This window comes from Streptomyces sp. SID12501 (genome assembly GCF_010550245.1).
Taxonomy (GTDB): Bacteria; Actinomycetota; Actinomycetes; order Streptomycetales; family Streptomycetaceae; genus Streptomyces.
The window spans coordinates 1-20,067 of the sequence record NZ_JAAGLU010000003.1 but is presented as its reverse complement, the minus strand read 5'-3'; the positions used below and the strand labels follow the sequence as shown (position 1 = coordinate 20,067).

The 20,067-nt window shown below is 70.9% G+C and carries 21 protein-coding genes; 14 read left to right on the top strand and 7 right to left on the bottom strand.

Features of this window, described 5'->3' with window-relative positions; genetic code table 11:
- Positions 1-60: 60 nt before the first annotated feature.
- From G3I71_RS03550 to G3I71_RS03540, 3 genes are all read right to left on the bottom strand, one after another.
- A complete protein-coding gene (locus G3I71_RS03550) occupies positions 61-852 on the bottom strand; it encodes an enoyl-CoA hydratase-related protein (RefSeq protein WP_164312432.1) in 792 nt (263 codons plus the stop codon).
- Complete coding sequence (gene ectA, locus G3I71_RS03545) at positions 849-1,403, bottom strand: diaminobutyrate acetyltransferase (RefSeq protein WP_164312431.1); 555 nt, start codon at positions 1,401-1,403, stop codon at positions 849-851. The genes G3I71_RS03550 and ectA overlap by 4 nt, the downstream gene beginning before the upstream one ends.
- 395 nt (positions 1,404-1,798) lie before the next feature.
- Positions 1,799-1,951, bottom strand: coding sequence for a hypothetical protein (locus G3I71_RS03540; RefSeq protein ID WP_164312430.1), 153 nt, complete (start codon positions 1,949-1,951; stop codon positions 1,799-1,801).
- A gap of 518 nt (positions 1,952-2,469) precedes the next feature.
- Here G3I71_RS03540 and G3I71_RS03535 point away from each other — a divergent pair.
- The 14 genes from G3I71_RS03535 to G3I71_RS03470 all read left to right on the top strand — a co-directional run bounded on the left by G3I71_RS03535 (position 2,470) and on the right by G3I71_RS03470 (position 17,041).
- A complete protein-coding gene (locus tag G3I71_RS03535; protein ID WP_164312429.1) occupies positions 2,470-2,739 on the top strand; it encodes an acyl carrier protein in 270 nt (89 codons plus the stop codon).
- Entirely contained in the window at positions 2,736-4,010 is a 1,275-nt protein-coding gene (locus G3I71_RS52575; RefSeq protein WP_164312428.1) for an acyl carrier protein, read from the top strand. The genes G3I71_RS03535 and G3I71_RS52575 overlap by 4 nt, the downstream gene beginning before the upstream one ends.
- Positions 4,007-5,548 carry a class I adenylate-forming enzyme family protein gene (locus tag G3I71_RS03525; protein WP_164312427.1) on the top strand — a complete coding sequence of 514 codons (1,542 nt, stop codon included), beginning with the start codon at positions 4,007-4,009 and terminating at the stop codon, positions 5,546-5,548. The genes G3I71_RS52575 and G3I71_RS03525 overlap by 4 nt, the downstream gene beginning before the upstream one ends.
- Positions 5,541-6,860, top strand: coding sequence for a type III PLP-dependent enzyme (locus G3I71_RS03520; protein ID WP_343242836.1), 1,320 nt, complete (start codon positions 5,541-5,543; stop codon positions 6,858-6,860). Before G3I71_RS03525 ends, G3I71_RS03520 begins: the two co-directional genes overlap by 8 nt.
- A gap of 87 nt (positions 6,861-6,947) precedes the next feature.
- Positions 6,948-7,205: an acyl carrier protein gene (locus tag G3I71_RS03515; RefSeq protein ID WP_164312426.1), complete on the top strand. Its 258-nt coding sequence runs from the start codon at positions 6,948-6,950 to the stop codon at positions 7,203-7,205.
- Positions 7,202-8,371, top strand: coding sequence for an acyl-CoA dehydrogenase family protein (locus tag G3I71_RS03510; protein ID WP_164312425.1), 1,170 nt, complete (start codon positions 7,202-7,204; stop codon positions 8,369-8,371). Before G3I71_RS03515 ends, G3I71_RS03510 begins: the two co-directional genes overlap by 4 nt.
- Positions 8,364-9,104, top strand: coding sequence for a 4'-phosphopantetheinyl transferase superfamily protein (locus tag G3I71_RS03505; RefSeq protein ID WP_164312424.1), 741 nt, complete (start codon positions 8,364-8,366; stop codon positions 9,102-9,104). Before G3I71_RS03510 ends, G3I71_RS03505 begins: the two co-directional genes overlap by 8 nt.
- 73 nt (positions 9,105-9,177) lie before the next feature.
- Positions 9,178-10,194 carry a hypothetical protein gene (locus tag G3I71_RS03500; protein ID WP_164312423.1) on the top strand — a complete coding sequence of 339 codons (1,017 nt, stop codon included), beginning with the start codon at positions 9,178-9,180 and terminating at the stop codon, positions 10,192-10,194.
- A 5-nt stretch (positions 10,195-10,199) separates the two neighbouring features.
- Entirely contained in the window at positions 10,200-11,825 is a 1,626-nt protein-coding gene (locus tag G3I71_RS03495) for an amino acid adenylation domain-containing protein (RefSeq protein WP_343242835.1), read from the top strand.
- On the top strand, positions 11,822-12,337 hold the full coding sequence (locus G3I71_RS03490; RefSeq protein WP_203729269.1) for a flavin reductase family protein: 516 nt from the start codon (positions 11,822-11,824) through the stop codon (positions 12,335-12,337). The genes G3I71_RS03495 and G3I71_RS03490 overlap by 4 nt, the downstream gene beginning before the upstream one ends.
- A 68-nt stretch (positions 12,338-12,405) precedes the next feature.
- Positions 12,406-13,662 carry an aspartate aminotransferase family protein gene (locus G3I71_RS03485; RefSeq protein ID WP_164312421.1) on the top strand — a complete coding sequence of 419 codons (1,257 nt, stop codon included), beginning with the start codon at positions 12,406-12,408 and terminating at the stop codon, positions 13,660-13,662.
- 94 nt (positions 13,663-13,756) lie between these two features.
- Entirely contained in the window at positions 13,757-14,431 is a 675-nt protein-coding gene (locus tag G3I71_RS03480) for a LysE family translocator (RefSeq protein ID WP_164312420.1), read from the top strand.
- Between the two features lie 306 nt (positions 14,432-14,737).
- Positions 14,738-15,031, top strand: a complete 294-nt coding sequence (locus G3I71_RS50825) for a hypothetical protein (RefSeq protein WP_239148896.1) — start codon at positions 14,738-14,740, stop codon at positions 15,029-15,031.
- 1,167 nt (positions 15,032-16,198) lie between these two features.
- Positions 16,199-17,041: a hypothetical protein gene (locus G3I71_RS03470; protein ID WP_164312419.1), complete on the top strand. Its 843-nt coding sequence runs from the start codon at positions 16,199-16,201 to the stop codon at positions 17,039-17,041.
- Here the strand turns inward: G3I71_RS03470 and G3I71_RS03465 are convergent.
- The 4 genes from G3I71_RS03465 to G3I71_RS03450 all read right to left on the bottom strand — a co-directional run.
- A complete protein-coding gene (locus tag G3I71_RS03465; protein WP_164312418.1) occupies positions 17,022-18,401 on the bottom strand; it encodes a HAMP domain-containing sensor histidine kinase in 1,380 nt (459 codons plus the stop codon). The genes G3I71_RS03470 and G3I71_RS03465 overlap by 20 nt on opposite strands.
- Entirely contained in the window at positions 18,398-19,060 is a 663-nt protein-coding gene (locus G3I71_RS03460) for a response regulator transcription factor (RefSeq protein WP_164312417.1), read from the bottom strand. The genes G3I71_RS03465 and G3I71_RS03460 overlap by 4 nt, the downstream gene beginning before the upstream one ends.
- A 31-nt stretch (positions 19,061-19,091) precedes the next feature.
- Positions 19,092-19,802, bottom strand: coding sequence for a phosphatase PAP2 family protein (locus tag G3I71_RS03455; protein ID WP_164312416.1), 711 nt, complete (start codon positions 19,800-19,802; stop codon positions 19,092-19,094).
- Positions 19,799-20,067: phosphatase PAP2 family protein (locus tag G3I71_RS03450; protein ID WP_164312415.1), on the bottom strand; the 269-nt coding region annotated here is incomplete at its 5' end. The genes G3I71_RS03450 and G3I71_RS03455, both read right to left, overlap by 4 nt.

Sequence of the window (20,067 nt, the reverse complement as noted above, 5' to 3'; positions counted from 1 at the left end):
GGTCTCTCCTCGTGGGTGGCTTCGTGCGGCGGGAGGCCTGTGCGGCCGACTGGAGGTCGGTCAGGGCGCCATCGCGTCGAGTCGGGCGGTCATGGCGTGGCGGAGTCCGTCGGCCCCGGTGTGTGTGCTGTTCCAGTGCGCGCACTGGCCGAGTCCGCGCCGAATTCCTTCCTGGTGGGTCTCCCCGAGGACTCGTTTGATGCCCTCCAGGACGTGCGCGGGGTGCCGGCTCAGGTCGCCGATGAGGGTGCGGGCCGCGTCGTGCAGGGCCGCGGAGCCGGCGTACACGTCGTTGACCAGGCCGATGCGCGCGGCGCGTTGGGCGTCGATGGTTTTGCCGGTGAAGGCCAGCTCGCGCAGGTGCCCTTGGTTGATTACCAGGGGAAGTCGCTGCAGACCGCCGAGGTCGGCGACGACTCCCAACTCGGCCTCGGGCAGAGAGAACCGGGCGCGCCTGGTGGCGTAGCGGATGTCGCAGGCGCTGACCAGTTCCAGAGCGGCCCCGGTGCACTCGCCGTTGATGAGGGCGATGACCGGCTTGGGGCAGTCCGCGACAGTGGTCACCGCGTGCTGGAGGCGCCGTACGTCGTCGTCCATGAAGGTAGGGGTCCCGGAGCGCTCAGCGCGCCGCAGACGTACGACGTACCAGCGCAGGTCCATGCCGACGGAGAAGGTGTCGCCCTCTCCGACGAGGGCGACGGCACGGATGTCGTCACGGGCACGGACGGTCTCCATGAAGTCCCGTAGGTCGTCCCAGAACGTGCCGCCGAGCGCGTTCCCCTTACCGCTGCCGACGATGGTGACCGTGGCGAGTCCGTGGTCCACGCTGATGTGGAGGGGCGCGCCGCTCATCGCGCAGCCACGGCGGCGGTGCCGGGGCGTGCCGGGGCCGGCACGGCCGGGGTCATTCGGTAGAGCACCTCCGGGGCGTGGGTGTGCGTCCCGTCGCCGGGAAAGTTCTCGGCGGCGAACAGGACTTCGGTGTGGATGTCGAGCCCGCGTTCGTGGGCGAAGCGCCGCAGCATGAGGGCGACGGCGCGGTTGCCGGGGTTGATGGTGGTCTCGAGGCAGGTCGCTCCCCGTTGGGCGGCGCGATCGGCGAGCTCGTGCATCATCCGTACGGCGAGGCCGGGTGCGTGCTGGCCGGGGTCGACGGCCGATTGCCAGGCCATGAGGGTGTCCGGCAGGTCCGGTCGCACGTAAGCGGTGACGAAGCCGACGATCTGCTCGTCCGAGGTGGCCGCGACGATGGAGGTGTCGGCGAAGTCGCGGAACCAGAGGTTGTAGTAATAGAGGCTGTTGGTGTCCAGAATGTCGGAGTCGCGCACGAGTTTCCAGACCGCCGGCGCGTCTGCCGGGCGGGGCGAGCGCAGGGTGATGCGGTGGGCGTCGAGGTCACTCATATAGGCCTTTCAGCATCTCGGACGAAGCTGCGATGAATTCTGCGAGGAGATTGTGCACGCCTGCCGTGGCGAAGCTTTTGGTGATCTTCATATCGGCGTCCGCGGTGAAGGGGCGGAGGCGGCCCGAGGGGAGCGGGCGACGCGGAGGTTCGGGCAATCGTGAGAACGCATATCAAGGGTTGCCGGGGAGGGTTTTTCCGCCAGTCCGGATAATGCGATTAAATCTGTCTAGCACGGTATGGCGGAACCGCGCCAGTGTCGGCCAGATTTTTTCAATGCGGACCTGGCGACGTGGTTTTGAGCGGGCAGCCAGGGCCTCCTGTGGCTGATTCTGTAGAGAATTCACCGTCTCGATCATGCTCTGGAAGTTGGCTCGGCACCTCTGGTCGAGAGACTCACTGACCGTGCGGAAAGAGCCTCATCAGCGGTTTTTGATGCGCTGCGGGGCTGAGGGTGGCAAGCGGTTCCCAGTTTGCGGGAAAAATTGAGCATAAACGAAAATTATCCGGCCATAGGTTCTTTTCAGACACTTCCTGGTCGTCGGACATGGGGGCGAAGATCGGGGCTACCCGACCTTCAACCACAAATTTTCTGAACCCGTTATGTCAGTTGCGACGGAAAGATGATTCAAAGAAACGAGTGACGTTCATGAGGAGACCGCCCCGACGGAGGTTATTTTCACGGAGCGCGTTTCCGCCGGACCTCCCTTCCGCTGTTGTGATGCGGTCTGTTTCCTGAGGAACCGGTAATCACCCGCCTTATTTCTGCGCTGCCGGAACACTGACAAGTCGGGCTGTTCCGCCCGGCGGCGGCACTCTGCGGCCTGCCCGTTACCGGCACCGTTTTCTTCAGCTCTGGGGATACCCAAGGGGCCCCCGAAGTCACCCAGCGCGCCGGCTCGCCGTAGCCGCCGGGCCTGAAGCGGCCTTCTCTGCTGCGTGCCCGGCCGCACGGCCGCGACCGTGCGGCCCCGCCGTTCACCCCTCGTCCGGTGCACGGCAGCGGCCATGCCTCTGCCCTGTCCTTTGCCCGTCCCGCTCCCGTACGCGGAGGAGACAGTCCACCCATGACTACGAACGACATCCTGCACCGCCTCACCCCGCTGATCCGGGCCCGCACCGAACATCTCCCCGCCGGCCCGTCCGGCCTGGCGCCCGACACCCGATTGGAACAGGACCTGCGGATGGACTCACTGGTGATAGTTCACGTACTGGAGGACATCGAGGAGTCCTTCGACATCACCATCTCCGACGATCGACTCGCCGGCGTCTACACGGTTGGCGACCTGGTCGACATCGTGATGACCACGGCCGGGTCCGAAGGACGTGCCGCGTGAGCACGACGATGCCGACACCCGCCACCGCGTCCGCCTCCGGATCCGCCGTTCCCACCAGTTCGCCGGCCGAGGCCGTCCGGGGGATCGACACCACGGCACTGGACTGCGTCCAGGTCAACGCGGCCGTCCTGGCCGACACGGCACACGGGCCCGGCACCCATCTCGAGCTCGGCGCCCGGCTCCGATTCGCTCCGCACTGTCCCGGCGGCGGGCGTCTGCCCACCGTCGAGCAGCCCCCGGCCGACCAGATCGAACGGATGGGCCGTCCCCTCGGGCTCGCCCTGGACGCCGGGCGGCCGGTGGCAGAGGGCCGGGCGCTGATGGACCTGCTGCCCAAGGACGGCAGTCCGCTGTACGTCGTCGGCGACGCGTACTGCATGCCCTGGCTGCCGTACCACGGTCACCAGCACATGGACCACAGCGTGCTGCTGCGAGCCGTGGACGGTGGAGCCGGCGTCGAGGCGGTGGATGCCTACGACAACGAGACGCCCTATGGCCGGGCGGAGCCGGTGGTGTGCGCCTTCGAACGAGCGGAGGCAGCCGCTCTTTTCGACGGCTCGCCCAGCCTGCCGGTGGCGGTACGGCCCACGCTCCCCGCCCACCAGCCGGTGGAGGTGATTTTGGCGGACAACGCGCGGGAGGCGGTCCGGCTGCTGGCGGGCGACGCCCCGGAGCGTTACGCCGCAGCCTTCCGCGACCACCCGGACCAGCAGGAGGCCTGCACGACGCTGCTGTTGGAGAGCTGGCTGCTGCACCGTTCCCGCCGACTGCACGCCGCGTGGGCGGCCCATCACATGCCCGGTTCCGCTCGCGCGCGCTTTGCTCACGACCAGGCCGATGCGTGGGACGCCTTGGCCGGCCAGTGCTATCTGGCCGCGCGCCGGGCGCAGCGCGGGCGCCCCGTGCCCCCGCAGATTCACTCCACATTCGCCGAACTGCTTCGCGCGGACGCCCAGGGCGCTGCCGACGCCCTGCACACCGGACCAGGAGACACCATGCCGTACGAACCCGCGCAGGTACGCGAAACGGTGGTGAGCACCGTCGCCGACGTCCTGGACGCCGATCCCGCGCTGGTCGCCGCCACCGATGACCTGAGCGAACTGGACGGCTTCGCCTCCTTCCAGATGGTGGAGACGGTGGAGCGGCTGGAGAACGCCTACGACGTCGAGTTCGCCCCCGCAGACCTGGAACCGGCCGTCCTGCGCCGCATCGACGGCCTGGTCGGCCTCGTCCTGCGCACCGCCGGGGGGACAAAGGTGGCCCGGTCATGAGCATCCGCCCGCAAGCCACCGTGCTGCACGGGCTCCTCGACGCCCCCATCGCCGGCCCCGACGCCCCGGCAGTCACGTGCGGGGACCTCACCCTCAGCCGCGCCGAACTCGTCCGGGCCAGCCACCGTTACGCGGCGGCGCTGCGCAGCCGCGGACTGCGCCGCGGCGACCGGCTGGTGGTGACCAGCGACAGCGGCCCGGCACTGGTGCCGCTTCTGTTCGGGGCCTCCCGGCTCGGCGTGGTCTTCTCCGTCCTGCACGACCAGGTGCGCGGCGATGTGCTGCGCCACGTGCTGGCCGACTGCGAACCGGCTCTCGCGGTGGCCGCGTCGGCCGCCACCCGGGATGTCCTGCGTGAGGCAGGCGTAGCCGTGACCGCCCCCGAAGACCTGGACGCGGCGCCGCCGACCGGGCCGGCGCCCGACACCAGGAGCGGGAACGGTCGCCTGGACAAGGTGGACGTCGCCGACGGGCCGCTCTCCGTCGACCCGGCCTGCCTGATCTACACCTCCGGCACCACCGCGATGCCGAAGGCCGTGGTCTGCACCCACCAGCAGATGATGTTCGCCCTCCACGCCATCGCCGAGCGGCTCGGCTACCGGGCGGACGACGTCGTCTACTGCCCGCTGCCGCTCTCCTTCGACTACGGCCTCTACCAGGTGTTCCTCTCCGCGCTCGCCGGCAGCCATGTGTGGCTCGGGTCGGCCGCCGAGTCCGGTCCGGCGCTCCTGGCCAACCTGGTGCGCAGCCGGGCGACCGTACTGCCGGCCGTTCCGCCGGTCTCCTCCGCTCTGCTGCGGCTGTTACGACGACGCGGCGGAGAGCGTCCGCCGCTGCGCCTGCTCACCAACACCGGTGCCGCGCTGCCTGCCGACATCCCGCACGGACTGCGTGAGGTGCTGCCCGGCCTGCGCGTGCAGCTGATGTTCGGGCTCACCGAGTGCAAGCGGCTCACCATCGCCGAGCCGGACGAGGACCTGATCCGCCCGGGCAGCTGTGGGCTTCCGCTCACCGGCACCGAGGTCTTCGTGATCGACGAGGCGGGTGAACGGCAGCCCGCCGGAGAGGTCGGTGAGATCACCGTGCGTGGACCGCACGTGATGGCCGGATACTGGCGGCGCCCCGAGCTCAACGCCGCACGTTTCCCCCGGCGCGACGGCCTCTTCCCCGAGTTGCGCACCGGCGACTACGGATGGACCGACGAGGAGGGGCGGCTGTACTTCGCCGGCCGCCGCGACGACGTCTACAAGCAGGACGGCTTCCGGGTCAGCGCCATCGAGGTCGAGGCCGCCGCCCGTCGGCTGCCCGACGTGGAAACCGCCGCTGTCCTGACGCCCGACAGCTCTCGGCCCGAGGCTGTTCTGGTGGTCACCGGCACCGCCGATCCCGTCACCGTCCTGCCCCGGCTGCGTGAGCACCTGGAGGACTTCAAAGTGCCCCGCGTGTGCCACCGCGTCGACGCGCTGCCGGTCAACGCCAACGGCAAGACCGCGAAGGCCGTACTGGCCGGGCAGCTCGCTGAGGCCGGCCGTGACTGACACCGCGCCCCCTACCGGGCCTGCCGTACGTGTCCCCGTTCCTCGGCCGTCCGCCGCGCCCATACCGCCCGTACCGACCCCGGCGTACGTCTACGACCTGGCCGCGGTGCGCTCCGCACACGCCCGGCTGCGGTCCTGTCTGCCGGAGCCGAGCGAGCTGTACTACTCGCTCAAGGCCAACCCGCACCCGGCGATCATCTCCGCGCTGCACGGCCTCGGCTGCCGGGCCGAAGTCACCTCGCCCGGCGAACTGGACGCGGCCCTGGAGGCCGGCGTACCGGCCCACGACATCCTGTACACCGGCCCCGGAAAGCGCGACGAGGACCTGGACGGAGCGCTCAAGGGCGGGGTGCGCGACTTCGCTGTGGACTCCGTGCACGGCGTCGGCCAACTCGACCGCGCCGCCGCCCGGTACGGCGTACGCGTCACCTATCTGCTGCGCGTCAACCCCGGGGGCGGCAGCCGGGGAGCCGGACTACGGATGACCGGGGACCCCTCCGCGTTCGGCGCGGACGCCGAGGACATCGCCGCGCACCCCGAGTGGTACACCGGCGGCGAGCACGCCCGTATCGATGGTCTGCACCTCTACCTGGCCACCAACATCGCCGACGAACAGGCACTCGGCGACTCCTTCAGCGAAGCGATCGCCGTGGCGCGCACCCTGCGAAAGGCGCTCGGGGTGCCGCTGCACACCATCGACCTCGGTGGCGGCTTCGGAGCCCCCTACGCCCGTGCCGGAGAGCTGCCCGCCTATCCGGGGCTGGCCGATCGGCTGGCGGGCGAACTGGACGAGGCGCTGCCCGGCTGGCGGCAGAACGCCCCCACGGTGGCCTTCGAGTCCGGCCGCTACCTGACGGCCACCTGCGGACAGTTGCTGACCCGGGTACTGGACGTGAAGGACTCGCACGGGCAGCGGGTCGTCGTCCTGGACACAGGCATCAACCACCTCGGCGGCATGGCCGGACTGCGGCGGGTGCCGCCGCTCCATCCCGACGTGGTCCGGCCGGACGGCGCCGAGGCAGAAGACACCGGGGCCGGGGACGGCGCTTCGGCGGGCATCGCCGAACCGCCGGGCCCCGCCATGATCTGCGGCCCGCTGTGCACCCCGCTCGACACCTGGGCAAGGTCGCACCCGCTGCCCGCCGTCGCTCCCGGTGACCTGCTCTCCGTACCGAACACCGGCGCCTACGGACTGCACGCCAGCCTCGTGCTCTTCCTCGGCCACCCGGCCCCGCTCGAAGTCGTCACCGACGGGGACCGGGTGCTGCGCAGCGACCGGCTGACCTTCGTCCGGCGCGCCGCCGCCGGGTGAGCGCCCGCACGACCCCTCGGCACCGTCCGAGGACCTGACGCACCACCACGCACACCGTCCGACCCACCTGTCCTGAGGAGAACCACCATGAACCAGGCCTTCGTCGACACCCTCCGCCCCCACCTGCGCTACCTCACCCCCGACCAGGAACTGCAGCCCGAGGACCGGCTGCGCGACCTGGGACTCAACTCCATGCAGGCCATCGACCTCGTCTTCGACCTGGAGGACAACTGCGGGGTGGCCCTCCCCGACGACCAGCTCTCGGACACCAACTTCGAGACCGCCGGCGCCCTGTGGGCGGCCATGGAAACCGCCCGCTCCGCCACTGAGACGGACACCCGGTGAGGTCCCTCGACCCCGCACTGGCCCAGCGCCTCGCGCCTGTCCTCGACACGGTCGAGCGGCACGCGGCCGAGAGCGACGAGAAGGCGGCCTTCCCGCTGGAGGGCCTGACCGCGATGCGGACCTCGGGCCTCCTGGGCCTGCTGGTCCCGGCCCGTTACGGGGGCCTGGACGGCACTGTCCCCGACCTGCTGGCCGTCTCCCAGGCGATCGCCCGGCAGGACATGTCGGCGGCCATGGTGTTCGCCATGCACGGCCAGCAGGTCGCCGCGCTGGTCCACCACGCCTCCGAGGAACTGCGCGAGCGGGTGCTGCCGGGGGTGGCCCGGGGCGATCTGTACCTGGGCTCGGTCACCACCGAGGCCGGCAAGGGCGGGCACCTGCTCAGCTCACAGACCGGTACCCGGCGTGAGGGCGACCTGATCGAACTGGACCGGATGGCGCCCATCGTCACCGGTGGCGCTCACGCGGACGCCTACCTGATCACCGCCCTGGCCCCCGGGGCCACCTCCGACGGACAGGTGTCGCTGGTCTACGCCGAACGCGACCAGCTGGACGTGCAGGTCCTCGGCGGCTGGGACCCGATGGGCATGCGCGGCACGCACAGTGTGCCGATGCGCTTCACCGGGGCGATACCGCACGACCAGGTCGTCGGCGCGCACGGCGACTTCCGCCGGGTCACCGTCGACGTCTTCGCCCCACTGGCCCACCTCGGCTGGAGCGCCTGCTGGCTGGGGACGGCCGCCGGTGCCCTCTCCCGCACCCTGCGGCTGCTGCGCAGCCCCGACGAGCGGCGCCGCCGGGACCTCAAGAGTGAGCTGCTGCTGACCCGCCTGTCCCGGGCCCGCCAACGCATCGACACGGTGCAGGCCATGCTGAGCCACACGGCCGACGTCTACGGCACCCTCTCCGAGCAGGAGCGCGGCGGCGCGCCCTGGCAGCTGCTGGTCAACTCCCTGAAGGTGACGGCCTCGGAGCAGTGCCCGGCCGCCGTGGAGGAACTGATCGAGCTGGTCGGACTGCGACACGGCTACCTGCGCAACCAGCCGCTCGCACTGGAGCGCGCCCTGCGCGACCTGCGGTCCGCCTCGCTGAACTACGGCAACGACCGGCTGCTTCTGGCCAACGGCTCGCTCAGCTTGCTGGACCAGGAGACGACCCTTGTCTGACATCCTCACCGCCCCGTCGCCCGCCGACGAACCCATCGCCCGCCTGTGGAGGCCGGCGCCGGGCGTCACCCTCGTCCTGGCCCGGGTGGACCGGGTGCTGGCGACCCCCGCGGCTCTGGACCGGCTGCGCCCCGAGGAACACCGGGCAGCCGCCGACATGGCGACCTGGCGGGGCCGCGAGCACCTGGCCGGCCGGACGCTGCTGCGGCTGCTCCTCGCCAAGGTCATGGATGAGGAGGACGCCCGCGGGCCGGTGGTCCCCGAGCCGGCCGGCCGGCCCCGGCTGCCCGGCGCGCCCCACACCGGGGTGAGCGTCTCGCACAGTGGTCCCTACAAGGCGGCCGCCGTGGGCGACGGACTGGACATCGGTGTCGACGTGCAGGTACCCCGGCCGCCGTCGGCCGGGATGCTGCGCCGCTGCTGTCCGCCGGAGACGGCGGCGCGGCTGGCGTCCATGGAGTCCGACCACGCCGCCCACGACTTCGCCCGGGTATGGACCGTGCAGGAGGCGTGCGTGAAGGCGCGCGGCACCGGCCTGTCGGGCGCGCCCTGGCGGGTGCGAGCCGACCCGGAGGGCCCGGACGGCACCTGGGGCCCGCTGCACTGGCGCCGACTGGCCTGGCTGGCCGCGGCGGGCACCGAGACGGCCGCGCTGGCCTGCGCGTTCGGCCCGGCGCAGACGGGCCCCGAAGACCCGGCCGACGCCCCCGGCGACCGACCGGACGCCCCGTAGAACCTCGACGGCCGTGCCCCGCCCGGGGCCACAGGCCGGCCGTATCCCCCCTATTTCTTGTGGAGGACCCCTGATGCGCACTGATTCCACCGCGCCCACCAGCGTGGGCCTGAGCTGCTACACGGAGAACCTCGCCGGCTACCTGTCCGCACGCGTCCCCGGCTCCCTCGACCTGCTGGCCCGCTCCGTGCGGCTCGCGGTAGACCCGGCCACCGGGCGCTTCTCCCACCACGACCGCGCACTGAACAACCTCCCCGGCGGTAGCAGGCTCGGATACCGGGGCGCCCCCGACGCCGCGACGGCCCTCACGGGCATCGCCGCCGAACTGGCCGAGCGCGGCAGGGTCCTGGTCGTCGCCAACAGCGGCGCGCTGCCCTGGTTGTCCGGTACGGCCGACGGCCACGCGCCGCACCTGGTCGTGGTGAACGGCCGCGCGCCGGACGGGAACTGGCACGTGACGGACGGCTTCACAGCCCTGTTCAGCAACGGCGGCTCCCAGGACCCGTTCGCCGGGGAGCTGTCCGAGGCCGAGTTCAGCGCAGTGCTCGCCTTTCCCCGCGGGCTTTCGGAGGTGCACCGCACCCGCAACACCCTGGCCTTCGGCTTCCCGATCGCACTGCCGTCGCACGAGACCTACCAGTGGCTGACCGAGGAGGAGGGGACCACCGAGGAGCAGTTGCCCGGCGGTCCCTGGCCGACCGGGGCCACCGCCCTGGAGGAGACCGCCCGGCTCCTCACCGCGGACCTGGAAGGCGACGGCTCGCGAGGCGTGCTGGAGGACGTCTGGGCGGCGGCGCAGCACCATCTGTTCCGCGACGCCCACCTGCTGGCCGGGACGGGCGGCACGCTCGCCCGAGCGGAGCGGGAGGCCGTCGAGGCCACCACCGCGAAGTGGCGCGAGCTGCCCCGGATGCTCCGGTTCGCCGCGAACTCCGCGCGCCGCGGCCGTCCGAGGCCGTCCTTGGTCGACGGCGCGTTCACCGCCCTGGCGGAGCTGGAGGCGGCGGCCTCTCCGGTGCACGCGGCTCATGGCTACGGCGTCCCCACCGCCCGGCCTGCCGCCCGGTCGCACGCGCGGCAGGGAGGGTGATTCCGGTGCCGACGTCCACGCTCACCCTGTGGGACCGCTTCGCCCGCACGGCCGACCGTCATCCCGACCGCCCGGCGCTCACCGCCGGAGACACCACGCTGTCCTACGCGGAGCTGCGCACCCGCGCCGAGGCACTGGCCGCCCGGCTGTGCGCCGACGGACCGCCGCCCCGCCGGGTCGCCCTGCTGGCGGATCGGACACCCGTGACGTACGCCGCGTACCTGGCTGTGCAGCGGTTGGGAGCCGCAGTGGTGCCGCTCAATCCGGCCGCTCCGCCAGGCCGCAACGAGGCCGTCGTACGGCAGGCCGGCGCGGCGCTGGTGCTGGCTGACGCGGCAGGCGACGCCCGTCCGGCGGGCCGGGCCGCACCGCTCCTTCCGGTCGCCCTCACCGACCGCGCGGACGGTGCGGACCTGCGCGCTCTCGCCGGCCCGGGCCCGCAGGACACCGCGTACATCCTGTTCACCTCCGGCTCCACGGGGCGGCCCAAAGGGGTGGTGATCCAGCACGCCAACACCGACGCCTACCTGGACCACGCCGTCGAGCGGACCGGAGCCGGGCCGCAGAGTCGGCTGTCGCAGACCTTCGACCTGACCTTCGACCCTTCCGTCTTCGACATGTTCGTGGCCTGGAGCACCGGCGCGGCCCTCGTGGTGCCCACCCGGGACGAACTGATGGACCCGGCAGGGTTCGTGGCGCGACACGGGCTGACCCACTGGTTCTCCGTGCCGTCGGTGGTCTCGCTCGCCGCCCGGCTGCGACGGCTGGCACCGAACTCGATGCCAACCCTGCGATACGCGGCCTTCGCGGGTGAACCGCTCACCCTGCAACAGGCCCGGTCCTTCGCCGCAGCCGCCCCCGGCGCCCGCCTGGAGAACCTCTACGGCCCCACAGAGCTTACCGTCACCTGCACCGGCTACCGTCTTCCCGCCGCCCCGGCCGACTGGCCGCGCACCGCCAACGGCACCGTCCCCATCGGCACGGCCCACCCAGGTGCCGAGACCCTGGTGGCGGACGGGGAGATGCGCCCCGATGCCGAGGGCGAACTGCTGGTACGCGGCGCGCAGCGGTTCCCCGGCTACCTGGACCCGGCCGACGATCTGGGCCGGTTCGCCGCCGGCGAACCCGGCAAGGGCCTCGCCCCCTACACGGGCGGGCAGCTGACCGAGGCGCACTGGTACCGCACCGGGGACCGGGTGACATGGGACGGCGACGATCTGGTGCACCTGGGCCGTCTCGACAGCCAGGTCAAGATCAGCGGCTACCGGGTCGAGCTGGGCGAGGTCGAAGAGGCGCTGCGCTCGCGCCCCGACGTCGTCGACGCGGTCGTGGTGGCCCGCACCGACCGGTCCGCGCCCGTCCTGCAGGCGGTCTACACCGGGGACGCCACCGATACGGCGCCCTTGCTGGAGGCACTGCAGCAGCGGCTGCCCCCCTACATGGTGCCGCGCACTCTGCTGCGCCTGCCGGCGCTGCCGCTCAACCTCAACGGAAAGACCGACCGCGACGCCGTACTCGCCGCCCTGGACACCGCCTGTCCGGCCGCGCCCGGCACCGCATCCCGCCCCGCGGACCAGACCGCCTCCGGCGCCCGCCGCAGGCCCACTTCCGAAAGGAACCCGGTGACGTGACCACGACCACGACCACGACCACGACCGCCCCTGCTCAACTGGCCGGACGTGAGGAGTTCTGCGCCACCATGGCGCAGCTCGCCACCGGCGTCGCCGTCATCACGACCGCCGGCCCCGACGGACCCGTCGGCTGCACCGCCAACGCCCTGCTCTCGTTGTCCACCGAGCCGCCCTCGGTACTGGTCTCGCTCGCCAGCGCCGGCCGTACCGTGCGGCACGCCCGTGACCACGGCCGTTTCGCCGTCAACATCCTCAGCTGGCAGCAGCGGGACCTGATGGACCGTTTCGCCCGGCTGCCTGCGGCGGAGCGCTTCCAGGGCGTCCCCCACCGGCAGGAAGAGGGCTGCCCGGTGCTGGCGGGGACAGCCGCCACCGTGGTGTGCCGGCTCGACCAGGCTCCCGCCGTCCTCGATCACACCCTGCTGATCGGCCGTGCCCTGTGGACCGCACAGGACCCCGACGCACGGGCCCTGGTGCTCTACCGGCATCAGCAGAACGCCGTGACCGGCTGACCCCCGCCCCACCGGCGTGGCCAGGCCCCGCACACACACCCGCACCCACGTCTGACAGGGACAAGAGCATGAGCGTTTTCACCACCATGGAATCAGAAGTCCGCACCTACAGCCGGGCCTGGCCCACCGTGTTCACCACCGCACACGGCGCCGTGCTGCGGGACGAGTCCGGACGGTCCTTCATCGACTTCTTCGCCGGCGCCGGCGCCCTCAACTACGGACACAACCCGCCCGAGCTGAAAGAAGCACTGCTCAAGTACCTGTCCGGCGACGGCGTCACACACGGGCTCGACATGCAGACCACGGCCAAACGTGTCTTCCTGGAGCGGTTGAGGGACCTGATCCTCACACCGCGCGGCCTGGACTACCGCGTCCAGTTCCCCGGACCCGGCGGTACCAACGCGGTCGAGGCCGCCCTCAAGCTCGCCCGGAAGGTCACCGGGCGGCACACCGTCGCCTACTTCGAACGCGGCTTCCACGGAATGACGCTCGGGGCGCTGGCGGTCACCTCCAACCCGATGAAACGCGCCGGTGCCGGCGTCCCGCTGCCGCACACCGTGCCAGTACCCTTCGACAACCCCGCGGACGACGACCAGGCGATGGCCCGGCTCACCCGGGCACTGGACACCGCCGCCCAGGACGGGCCGCTCGCCGCCGTCGTGGTGGAGACCGTGCAGGGCGAGGGCGGGATCAATCCGGCCCGTCCGGTCTGGCTGCGCGCTCTGGCTTCCTGGGCCCGGGAGCATGACACCCTGCTCGTGGTGGACGACATCCAGATGGGCTGCGGGCGCACGGGGCCGTTCTTCTCCTTCGAGCGGGCCGGGATCGTCCCCGACATCGTCTGCTTGTCCAAGTCCATCAGCGGGTACGGGATGCCCATGGCCCTGACGCTGATACGCCCCGAGTACGACGCGTGGAAGCCGGGCGAGCACAACGGCACCTTCCGTGGCTACAACCCGGCGTTCGTCACCGCCGCCCGGGCGCTGGAACTGTTCTGGTCCGACAGCATGCTGGAAACAAGGACCACCGCGCTGGGCGGGCAAGTGGGGCGCACTCTCGCGGAGACCGCCCGCCGACACGGACTGCCCGCACCTCGCGGGTGCGGCCTGGCATGGGGTCTGCCCTTCGACCGTCCGGGAGCGGCCCGCGAGGTGTGCGACGCCGCCTACCGCAACGGCCTGCTGCTGGAGACGGCCGGAGCTCACGACGAGGTGGCCAAAATCCTGCCGCCACTGACAGTGGCGCACGGACAACTGGAGCAGGGCCTCGGGATACTCGACGAGGCCGTCGCCTCGGTGGTAGGCGTACGGACCTTCGCGGCCTGACATTGGACACGACGTCCCAGCTCCAGGCGCTCAGGCTTTTGGACCAACCGCCCCCGGCGGCGGACCGGCCACGGGGCTGACGAACGGATAGCGGATGTCGATCGACCTCGTCGGATTCCTCGGTGTGGTGATGGTGGCGTACCTCGTGCCCGGGCCGGACTTCCTCGTGGTGCTCCGGTCCGCGACCGAACATCCGTCGAAGGGCCGGGCCGCGGGGCTGGGCGCCCAGGCCGGGCTGTGCGTGCACATGCTCGCCGCCGCCACCGGGCTGTCGCTGATCGCCGCCCGATCCCCCATGGTCTACGACGCCATCAAACTGCTCGGCGCGGCCTACCTCGTCTACCTCGGGGTACGAACCGTGCTGGCAGCCCGACGGGCCGCCCGTGAGCAGTCCGCGGGGCAGGCGAAGCCCGCCGGCCCGGAGGACGGCCCGGCACCGGAGGACCCCGCGACGGCCGATCCCGTCCGAGGCCGGTGGCGATCCGGCTTCACGCAGGGCTTCCTCACCAACGTGCTCAACCCCAAAGCGGCACTGTTCTTCATCAGCATCCTGCCGCAGTTCGTCAACGGCGACGGATCGATGACCCGGCAGATCTTCTTCCTCGGCACCTTGGACGTCCTCATCGGCATCGTCTACTGGCTCGCCCTGGTCGCCGTCGCCACACGCCTACGGGCGCTCCTCGCCCGACCGAGGTTCCGTCACCGCTGGGAGCTGACGACCGGATGGCTGTTCATCGGCATCGGCATCGGCGTCGCCACGATCGCCTGACACACGGGTTGTCGATCTTCTGTGCAGTTACGACAGAGTTCACCGGAAACGCGACTGCATGAGATCCCCGCCTTTCCTCCGGGGCCCGGGACCTCATGACCCGCATCAGCGGCCTCCGGGCTCACTACTCGACCTCATATGGGTGGATCGGCCGGTCGGGGAGATTCTCTTCGTTTGTGTTGGTAACTCTGGATATCAACCCGGGAGATGGAAGAAGCTTCGACGTCACCCCGGCGGCGTTGGGAGGGTGCGGTGGCTGAGGAACCCGGAACAATTGAGAGTGCTGCCCTTACTCGCAGGTACGTGATGGCTTTGCCGCCCACAGTGAGCTTGCGGACGGCCAACAGGATTCTTTCGCTCGGGAGGAGCACCGGCTACGGTCTGGCGAAACGGGGCGAGTATCCGTGCAAGGTGCTGAAGCTGGGTAACGCCTATCGGGTGGTGACCGCCGGCCTTCAGCGTCTGCTGACGCTCGACGAGGCGGCAGAAGAGCACGCGCCCACTACACCGTCGCAGGGTCACGGGAGTATTCCCACGCAAGAGGAAGCGAGAGCGGACTGCTGCTGTCACTGCCGATGCCGCTCCCTGCAGGTTTCGTAGGCCGAACGCCGCAGCGTGAATCCCCTGGGACTTGGAGGGTTGCCACAATCGGTGTGGCGGGCACGTGAGGCGGCAGTGCTCACGGCTGTGGCGCTCGCGGTGGCCGCTCGGTGGCCGGATGCCTTTGGACGACGTCATACCAGGCGGCACGGGACAACCCGCGGCATGCCATCTGATCAGGCAGAACGTCACTCGACAGCATGGCGTGGCACCAGACAACACGATCCCTCACGGTCTCGTAATGCGTAGGTCTCGGGTTCGAATCCCGAAGGCGGCTCCATGGTGAACCCCAGGTCAGGCCTATGACCTGGGGTTTTGTGTTTCAGGTGACCTTGGAATCTGGGCTAATCGGGCATGTGTGGTCTATGCATCGTAATGCGTAGGTCAGAGGTGCGGCTTCTGTGTTGGCGTAGGCGATCTAAGGCTCTGACCTGGTCTTTTGCTCGTTCGGGATGAGTGGAGTGGGCTCGTGCGAAGGGCCCCGGTGGACAACCGGTGGGCAGGCGTGCTTGACACTCCATCAGGGGTCTGTTGCTGCCCATGGGACGACGGATGGAATGGACCAGTCTCCGATGGGGCGATCGGCGGCGTCGGGACTGTCCGGTACTGACAGGTCTCACTTCCGTCTTGGACCCTTGTCACCTCGACGCGGATGCCGGCTGCGGCTCGGACATGGCACTCGGTCTCTCACCACACCGGTCACCTGTGCTGGGAGGCACGCCGGCGACCGGCGGCCTGGCGGGAACGGGTCGCTGAAGGTCTGTCTCATGCTGTTCAACGTCGGGTGTCGTCGCCAGCAGTGATCTGTGAGCCCTTACCGGCCGAACGCCGGGACGGACGGTGACTTGGGCGCGAGCGGCCTGCCGAATGCACCCGGGGAGCGAAAGGCTCATCATCACCGCCCAGTCAGTTCGAACGCCGCTACAGGGTTGCCCGGCCCACTGAGCATTCGGGCGGTCGGTGTTGCGTTCCTGCTTCTCGGCCGTTGTGGCAACGTCGGGAGATCGCCGGTATCACCGGTCGCGCGCCGCTGACCAGCCGATCGGTCCCTGTGTTCAGGTTGTGTTCAGGCTCGGGCGGGCCTTGGGAAACTCGGGTACCGGAAGCGCCAAAACTCTGGCAAAGGGGGCTGGGGCAACCGTCGGGCGCCATGTCATCGTGCCTGCCATGACGACAGATCACCTCACTGACGACCGGCCTCCGCGCCACGCACGACAGGTGGCGAGCAAGGTGCCGGAGGTGACCGTCTACTTCTGGATGATCAAGGTGCTGACGACCGGCATGGGCGAGACGGCCTCCGACTGGCTGGCCCGTCTGTTCGGCCCGATCCCTGCGGTCGGCCTCGGTGGCATGGCCCTGGTCGTCGCCCTGGTGGTCCAGTTCGCCGCCCGCCGGTATGTGGCCTGGATCTACTGGACGGCGATCGTCATGGTCAGTGTGTTCGGCACGATGGCCGCCGATGTCCTGCATGTCGGTCTCGGCGTGCCGTACACATTGTCGACCCCCTTCTTCATGGCCGCGCTGGCTGCCGTCTTCGCCCTCTGGTACCGCAGCGAAGGCACCCTGTCGATCCACAGCATCGACACCCGGCGCCGTGAGAGCTTCTACTGGGCCGCCGTGCTGGCCACGTTCGCGCTGGGTACCGCCGCGGGCGACCTCACCGCGACGATCGGCTTCGGTTATCTGGGTTCCGCCGTTCTGTACGCCGCCGCGATCGCTGTTCCGGCTGTCGCTCATCGCTGGGGCGGTCTGAACGCGGTGACCGCTTTCTGGGTGGCGTACGTCATCACCCGGCCGCTCGGTGCGTCCGTCGCCGACTGGATGGCCGTCGGCCACAGCCGGGGCGGGTTGGGCCTGGGTCTGGGGCCGGTCACGCTGTCCTGGACGGTGGCCATCCTCGGCTTCGTCGGCTATCTGGCCGCCTCTCGCAAGGACATCCGGCACGACGCGGCGTGCAGTGATGCGCGGTTCCCGCCGAGCGAGGCTGCTGTCAACCGGCGGGCAGGCTGACGACGAACCGCGCTCCGGGTGTGTGCCCGGGGTCGTACGTCACCTCGCCGCCGGCGGAGCGGGCCAGGCGTCGAGCCAGCGGGAGTCCCAGGCCCGCTCCGTGGTGTCCGTCGCCGGGATCGGCCCGTCGGCCGGGTTCGAAGAGCCGTGAGGTGAACGGGGGCGGTACGCCGGGTCCGTCGTCGGTGACGTGGATGCGTACGCCGTCGGGTGTGCGGTACGCGCGGACGGTGATGCTGGAGTGGGCGTAGCGGCAGGCGTTGGCGAGGAGTGGGCTGACGATGCGTTCGAGGAGGGCGGGCGGGACGCCGGCCTGCAGGTGCGGGCCGGCGGTGGTGAGCGTCAAGTGGCCTGGTACGTCCAGGAGTTCGGTGAGGTGACGCAGTGTTGGCAGGACTTCGGCGGTGTCCGGAGTGGTGAGTGTGCCGTCGCGGGCGTCGTCCAGGAGGGTGTCGCAGATGGCGCGCATGGACTCGGCGGCGTCCGCGATGACCTGGTGGGTGGCGCGGGTTTGGTCGTCCGTGCGGGGGCGGGTGTGCCACCAGTCGAGTTCGGCGATGATCCGGCTCAGGGGTGTCCGTAGTTCGTGCGAGAGTTCCCCGGTGAGCTGCCGTTCGTGGCGCAGGAGGGTGCGGATGCGGTCCAGCATGGCGTCCAGTGACGTGCCGAGGCGGGCGAGTTCGGCCGGGTGCCCGGTGCTGCCGAAGCGTTCCTCGGAGGCGACGGCGCTCCACTGGATGGCCTGGTCGGTCATCGTGCGGACGGGGCGCAGCGCACGGCCGACCGCCAGGCGGGTCAGGGCGTAGGTGCAGGCGAGCATCACGGTGTCCAGGGCGAGCGATCCCAGGAGCAGGGTGTCGGCCGAACTGCGGTAGGGGGAGAGGTCGAGCGCGGTGACCACCGTGGCCTCGCTGCTGTCGCCGGGCACCGGCTGGGAGCACAGCCGCAGGGGGCCGTGGACGGCGGCGGTGACGCACCGTCGTCCGCCGCGTCCGGCGAGTGCGTCGGCGACGCGGGTCAGGGGGCCGGCGTTCGGTGGCTCTTCCAGCAGTCGGCGGCCGGCGTAGATCCACACGTTGGTGTCGAGGAGGTCGTCGTGGGAGGTCTCCAGGACGCGTACGCTGGTGCCGCTGGTGTCGATGGTCGTCGCGACGGCGGCGGCGCGGGTGCGCAGTTCGTCGTCCGCCTGGTGCTGGAGGCGGCGCTGGGCCACGGCGTTGAAGGCGACGGTGAGGACCAGCATCAGCAGTGCGGCCGTGGTGAGGGCCACGAGGGAGAGCCGGCCGCGCAGGGTGCGGGGCGCCAGACGGTGGAGGACGGCGGTCACGGTGGGCCGCGGCCGGTGGCGGACGCCGCTCATGACAGGCGGTGGCCGATCCCGCGGGCGGTGGCGATCGTCCTGTCGCTGCCCGCCTCGCGCAGTTTGCGGCGCAGTCGGGTCAGGTACTGGTCGAGGGTGTTGTCGTGGACCTGGGCGCCCTCGTGCCAGCCCGCCCGGACCAGCTCGCGGCGGCGCACGACACCGCCGGAGGCCGCCATGAGCGCGGCCAGGAGACGGAACTCGGTCGGCGTCAGATCGACCCCTACGCCCCGGACGCTGACCAGGTGCCGGACGGCGTCCAGGAGCAGGTCTCCCGCTGTGGCGACGGGCGGCGGGGCGGTCCGTTTGAGGGCTGCCCGCAGACGGGCGGCGAGTTCGGCGAGATGGAACGGCTTGGGCAGGTAGTCGTCGCCCCCGGCGGAGAACCCGGACAGCCGGTCGGCCAGCCGGTGATGGGCGGTCAGGAAGATGACGGGGGAGAGGAATCCGTTCGCGCGCATCGCCTGGCACACGTCCCGCCCGTCGGCGTCGGGCAGCCCGATGTCGAGGACAGCGGCGGAGATGCCGGCGCTGGCCAGCCGCAGGGCGGTGGCGCCGTCCGGCGCGGGCACGGTGTCGAAGTCCTCGTCGCGCAGCCCGCGCATCAGCACATCACGCAGGGCGTGATCGTCCTCGACGACCAGGATCGTCTGACGCATGGCGCTTCCCCTGTTCTCGTGCCGGGTCCGTTCAGCTTTCGGCAGTGCCCGTCGCTTCTGTTGTCCCGCGTGCTGTGTCGGTGTCAGTCGTCCCGGGGGTCCATTGTTCGGGCAGCCAGCAGGCCACGGCGCACAGACATACGCCCAGCCAGCCGAGGGCGAACAGCCAGCCGCCGACCACGTCGGTGAACCAGTGCACTCCCAGGTAGACGCGGGTCAGACCGACCAGCGCGCCCCAGCCTCCGATGACCAGGACCAGTGGGGCCCTACCGCGCGGCCTCCGCACACAGATGGCGATGATCAGCAGTCCTGCGGTGAGGGCCGCCGTGGTGGTGTGACCGGAGGGGAACGCCCATCCCGAGGCATGCGTCTTCCAGTCCGTGAGGGGTGGCCGCGGCCGGGCTATGAGCGCCATCACCGCGTACCGCAGGGCTTGGCCCGCCCCGAGGCAGGCCAGGCAGAGCGCGGCTGCCAGCGCGCGCTGCCGGAGGGTGCGCCCGACGATGACTCCGGCCAGCGCGGCCAGCGTGAACGGGATGAGTCCTGTTCCGGTGACGGTCAGGCCGCGGGCGAACGCCACGGCCACGTCGGGTCGGTGGCCTACGGACCACGACAGGAGGTCAATGTCCGTGAACAGCGGTATGCCGTCGTGGCCCACCACGACCATGGTCAGGACACCGAACGCTGTCCATGCGCCGAGTCCGCAGCTGCCGGCCAGTTCGGCGGTGTCGCTGCGCCTCATGACTCCACCGCGATCAGCGGACGCAGGCGGGTCGCCGCGAGCCGCAGAGCGAGGGCCTCCGCGCGCCTGCGCAGGGCGGACATGGCAAGCAATACGGTGAGTACACCCACCACACACCCTGCCAGCACGTCGTGGGGGTAGTGCGCGCCGACCCAGACCCGCGAGGCCGCCATCGCGGCGGCGGCCACTGCGGCGACCGTGCCGAGCCGGCGGGAGACGAAGAGCAGGGCGACGGCCGCGGCGGCGGCGATGGCCGCGTGGTTGC

Excerpts from the sequence above, each read along its gene's own strand:
- G3I71_RS03550 (WP_164312432.1), bottom strand. The coding sequence starts at position 852 with ATGAGCGGCGCGCCCCTCCACATCAGCGTGGACCACGGACTCGCCACG.
- ectA (WP_164312431.1), bottom strand. The coding sequence starts at position 1,403 with ATGAGTGACCTCGACGCCCACCGCATCACCCTGCGCTCGCCCCGCCCG.
- G3I71_RS03540 (WP_164312430.1), bottom strand. The coding sequence starts at position 1,951 with ATGTCCGACGACCAGGAAGTGTCTGAAAAGAACCTATGGCCGGATAAT.
- G3I71_RS03535 (WP_164312429.1), top strand. The coding sequence starts at position 2,470 with ATGACTACGAACGACATCCTGCACCGCCTCACCCCGCTGATCCGGGCC.
- G3I71_RS03525 (WP_164312427.1), top strand. The coding sequence starts at position 4,007 with ATGAGCATCCGCCCGCAAGCCACCGTGCTGCACGGGCTCCTCGACGCC.
- G3I71_RS03515 (WP_164312426.1), top strand. The coding sequence starts at position 6,948 with ATGAACCAGGCCTTCGTCGACACCCTCCGCCCCCACCTGCGCTACCTC.
- G3I71_RS03500 (WP_164312423.1), top strand. The coding sequence starts at position 9,178 with ATGCGCACTGATTCCACCGCGCCCACCAGCGTGGGCCTGAGCTGCTAC.
- G3I71_RS03485 (WP_164312421.1), top strand. The coding sequence starts at position 12,406 with ATGAGCGTTTTCACCACCATGGAATCAGAAGTCCGCACCTACAGCCGG.
- G3I71_RS03480 (WP_164312420.1), top strand. The coding sequence starts at position 13,757 with ATGTCGATCGACCTCGTCGGATTCCTCGGTGTGGTGATGGTGGCGTAC.
- G3I71_RS50825 (WP_239148896.1), top strand. The coding sequence starts at position 14,738 with ATGGCTTTGCCGCCCACAGTGAGCTTGCGGACGGCCAACAGGATTCTT.
- G3I71_RS03470 (WP_164312419.1), top strand. The coding sequence starts at position 16,199 with ATGACGACAGATCACCTCACTGACGACCGGCCTCCGCGCCACGCACGA.
- G3I71_RS03465 (WP_164312418.1), bottom strand. The coding sequence starts at position 18,401 with ATGAGCGGCGTCCGCCACCGGCCGCGGCCCACCGTGACCGCCGTCCTC.
- G3I71_RS03460 (WP_164312417.1), bottom strand. The coding sequence starts at position 19,060 with ATGCGTCAGACGATCCTGGTCGTCGAGGACGATCACGCCCTGCGTGAT.
- G3I71_RS03455 (WP_164312416.1), bottom strand. The coding sequence starts at position 19,802 with ATGAGGCGCAGCGACACCGCCGAACTGGCCGGCAGCTGCGGACTCGGC.